Here is a 3,378-nt window from a genome sequence, read left to right as displayed (position 1 = left end):
CGACCGGCCTCGCAGTCGAGCGGGCGGGCCCGGGGAAACGGGTGCACGATCATCGGCGCGAGTGCGGTATTGTTTTCCTGCGCGTTCGGCCGCGGCCGGCTCCACCCGGCACGACGCGGACCGGTGGCAGGCCATGACGCCCCGGGCCGGTGCCGGGCAGTAAAAAACCGGCGACCGCCCTGCCATAAGGCAGGACCCCCCGCACAAGTGCGGCAGGCTGGCGCGGTCGCCGGTTCCTCGAAACCCGCACCGCGCGTGGTGGCGACATCCCAGAAGGGGCGCTACTTCCACGCGATACGAGGTAACCCCAGGGTAGCGGGTCGGAGGCGGGGGGCGAAAAGGACCCGGGAAACGCGCGAACGGCCCTTCCCTTCCGGGAGAAAACTGGTATCGTTGTCCATGTTGGAAGGGGGTGGCACCCCGACCGACGCGACCACTCGAAACCCGATCCACCGAGGGATACGGACATGATCACGACCACGCAGTTCCCGCAGGCCCCCCTGGCCGCTCTGCGGGACCGCCTCCTGGCCACCGCCGCTGACGACGACCGCGCCCCGCAGGAGGAGCTGGACGGCCTCAGCGACAGCGTGCTCGCCGCCTACTGGCACGGCTACCTCACGGCCAGCCGCAGCGGCCGCACCGGGGCCGAGCTGCACGCCGCCGCCTTCGGGGCAGCGCTCGACTCCCCGATGAGCGCGGTCGGCACCGACACGCGCGCCCTCCGGGACGTCCTGACCCGCTCGTTCCAGTAGCCCGCCCCGGCCGGGGCGGCGGATGGCACCGCCGCCCCGGCCCCTCGGAACCCTCACACCTCCACGAGGAGCAGCGCAGCGTGAACGACGACTTCAACGCCCGAGCCATCCCCGCTTTCCCCCGTCAGAACTCCGGTGTCCGGCTGGTCGACCTCGCCACGGGGGAGGAGATCAGGCCCGGCCAGACGATCCCCGAACCCAACGGCCACGGCCACGTCACCTACGTCGGTCCGACCGTCGCCACCCAGGTGAGCGGCACGGAGCCTGTGCCGGGTGGCCGTGTCGCCGTCGTCCGGTACACGACCCCCGCGACCAACTGGGCGTTCCGGCCCGCCGAGCTGAACGCCCGGTACGTCGACGCCGACGCCCCGCACGGCGAGGGCGACGACGGCCAGCTCCCCCCGCAGACCCGCCGCAGCGAGTAGTACGCGGCGGCCCTGCCCGGGGGCGGCGGATGGCACCGCCGCCCCCGGGTCCCGCTCGAAACCCGCACCTCACCGAGGAGAAGAGACGCATGACCCCCACCACCCCGACCCCGGACCTCACCGGCGGCGACGCCGCCGCAGCCCGCTACCGCAGGGACCTGCTGGTGACCGGGAACGGCGGCCGAATGCTCGCGGAGGCCATCGGCCGCCCGGTCCTCCGCGCCCGCCAGACCGCCCAGACCTACCGCGCCGCCGTGCAGGACATCGAGAACGGCCGGTGCAACGCGCCCGGCCGCCGCTGGCTGCGGATGCAGTCCGCCGTGTGCCACCACCGGGCCCGGATCGCCGCCGACGAGCAGGCCCTGGCGGTCGAGAACGACCAGCCGGCCCAGGCCGCCCGGTGGGGCGCCCTCGCGGCCGCCTACGCCAGGGCGGGCAGGCACCTCGCCCACACGGTGCCCAACGCGGGCGCGGCGGTCGCCATGCTGACCGCCGCCGCCATCGCCCTGGAGAAGACCGTTCTCCCCCTCCCGGCCCAGGCCGGACTCACCGAAGGGGCAGCGCTCCTGTCCAGCATCCCCGCCTTCCGGATCGACACCGGCCGCCAGGCCCTCGCCGCCGCCCGGACCGGCGAGGGCTCCCTGGCCAAGGCCATCAACGGCGTGGAGGTCGAGCTCCTGCTGTTCGCCTGCTGGGCCGAGGGCCAGTACGAGACCGGCTACCACGCGGCGCGGCAGGCCGTGCGCGCGCTGGACCGCGCCCGCAAGACCGCCGAGGAGGACCCGCAGGCCCTGGCGGCCGCCCTCCACCTGGCCGAGCAGGCCCTGGACGCGGCAGAGGCCATCACCACCCGCGACGACGAGGAGCACACCGGCCGCTGACCCCACCGCACACCGCCGGGGCCGGAGCGCGCAACGCGCCCCGGCCCCGGCGCCTTTCGAGAACAGGAACGACGATGCCCACCCCTTCACGGAGTCGAGCGTGACCGGAGAAGCCTGGCGCCCCCGGCCGATCTACCTGCCGGACGCCCACCTGCCGAACTCGGCCGAGCCGGTATGGACTTGCCGCCAGTGCCGCACGCCCTGGCCGTGCCCGACCGCCGAGCCGTATCTCACCCGAGGGCAATGCGCCTCCTGCGGCAGCCCGACGTACTGGGACACCAAACGGCCCCGCAACTGGCACCTCGGCCCCCGCTGCTACACCCCGGCCGACGCCCTGCGCGCCGAAGCGGCGGAACTTCACCAGCACCACCAGAGGAACCCGCGCTACCCGCCCAGCCACTACTACCCGGACAAGCCCCGGCGCCGTCGGCGTCAGCGCCCGCCGTACGACCACACACCCAGCCGGCCCGGCGACATCGAACCCGGCACCACCCTGTGGGTCAGCCCCGGAGGACTGCACCCGGGATGGGGCGACATCCCCCACCTGGCGATCCTGACCACACTCGGACGCCCGAAGTGCGAGGTGTGGGTCTGGCTCGACAGCACCGTCCACCTGGTCCGGCCCGAGCACCTTCTCCCGGACATCTCCCCGATCCGCAACGCCGCCCGCGCGGCAGGCGTGACCACCTTCCGCCAGCAGCCCGGACGCCCGAGTCCGCTCCTGCCCGAGTGGCAGTGGATCAAGTGGACCGTGGACCGTCACCTCCAGCACCGTGAACAGCACGCCCCACCGCCCCCGACCATCGAGGCGGTCCAGGAGCCCCTGTTCGCCAGCTGACCCCCGGCCCGGGGCGGCATCTGCCGCCCCGGGCCGAACGCGTTGCACGGCCACCGCGACGACAGGCCGGAGACCCGCACCTGACCGCGCACGCTGCCAGCCCCGTCTCGCCGTGCACGACGGCCGCGCCGCGGTGGCCGACGCCGCCCCGCCGCGCCGTCGTGCGGCACCCGGCCGGGGGCCGGGTTGCGAGGGGCGCTCTCAAGCGCCGCCCCCTCGCGCTCCCCCGGCGCCGATGGCCGGCCCCGTCGCAGCAGGGGGCCACCTGGCATCCGGGGCGCTTTCCTCGTGGTCGCCGCCGCGACTGTGGCGAGCCAGGCCGTGGCCGGGGCGGCGGCGACCTCGAGGACGCTCCCGCCGTCCTTGCCCGTGACGCTCCGCTGGGGTGCATCGCACCTTCGGTGCGATCCGGCCGTGCGCCGCAGTCGTCGGGCCCTGGGGGCCCTCCTTATTGCGGCCCTCCGGTCGCTTCGCTCCCTGCG

General features: G+C 74.7%; 4 protein-coding genes. All 4 read left to right on the top strand.

Features of this window, described 5'->3' with window-relative positions:
- Nucleotides 1-467: 467 nt before the first annotated feature.
- The 4 genes from AB0937_RS38450 to AB0937_RS38435 all read left to right on the top strand — a co-directional run bounded on the left by AB0937_RS38450 (nt 468) and on the right by AB0937_RS38435 (nt 2,896).
- Complete coding sequence (locus AB0937_RS38450; protein WP_164348883.1) at nt 468-752, top strand: hypothetical protein; 285 nt, start codon at nt 468-470, stop codon at nt 750-752.
- A gap of 80 nt (nt 753-832) precedes the next feature.
- Nucleotides 833-1,177 (top strand): hypothetical protein, encoded by a 345-nt coding sequence (locus tag AB0937_RS38445; protein WP_164348885.1) that lies wholly within the window; start codon nt 833-835, stop codon nt 1,175-1,177.
- 89 nt (nt 1,178-1,266) lie between these two features.
- Nucleotides 1,267-2,058 (top strand): hypothetical protein, encoded by a 792-nt coding sequence (locus AB0937_RS38440; protein ID WP_366718848.1) that lies wholly within the window; start codon nt 1,267-1,269, stop codon nt 2,056-2,058.
- Between the two features lie 100 nt (nt 2,059-2,158).
- Nucleotides 2,159-2,896, top strand: a complete 738-nt coding sequence (locus AB0937_RS38435; protein WP_366718846.1) for a hypothetical protein — start codon at nt 2,159-2,161, stop codon at nt 2,894-2,896.
- Nucleotides 2,897-3,378: the final 482 nt, after the last annotated feature.

Source organism: Streptomyces sp. NPDC047880 (assembly GCF_040706515.1).
Classification (GTDB): domain Bacteria; phylum Actinomycetota; class Actinomycetes; order Streptomycetales; family Streptomycetaceae; genus Streptomyces.
The sequence above is the reverse complement of the archived record's forward strand: the minus strand, read 5'-3'. Positions and strand labels throughout refer to the sequence as shown.

Bases quoted from the DNA above. Each gene is read 5' to 3' on its own strand.
- AB0937_RS38450 (WP_164348883.1), top strand. From the start codon at position 468: ATGATCACGACCACGCAGTTCCCGCAGGCCCCCCTGGCCGCTCTGCGG.
- AB0937_RS38440 (WP_366718848.1), top strand. From the start codon at position 1,267: ATGACCCCCACCACCCCGACCCCGGACCTCACCGGCGGCGACGCCGCC.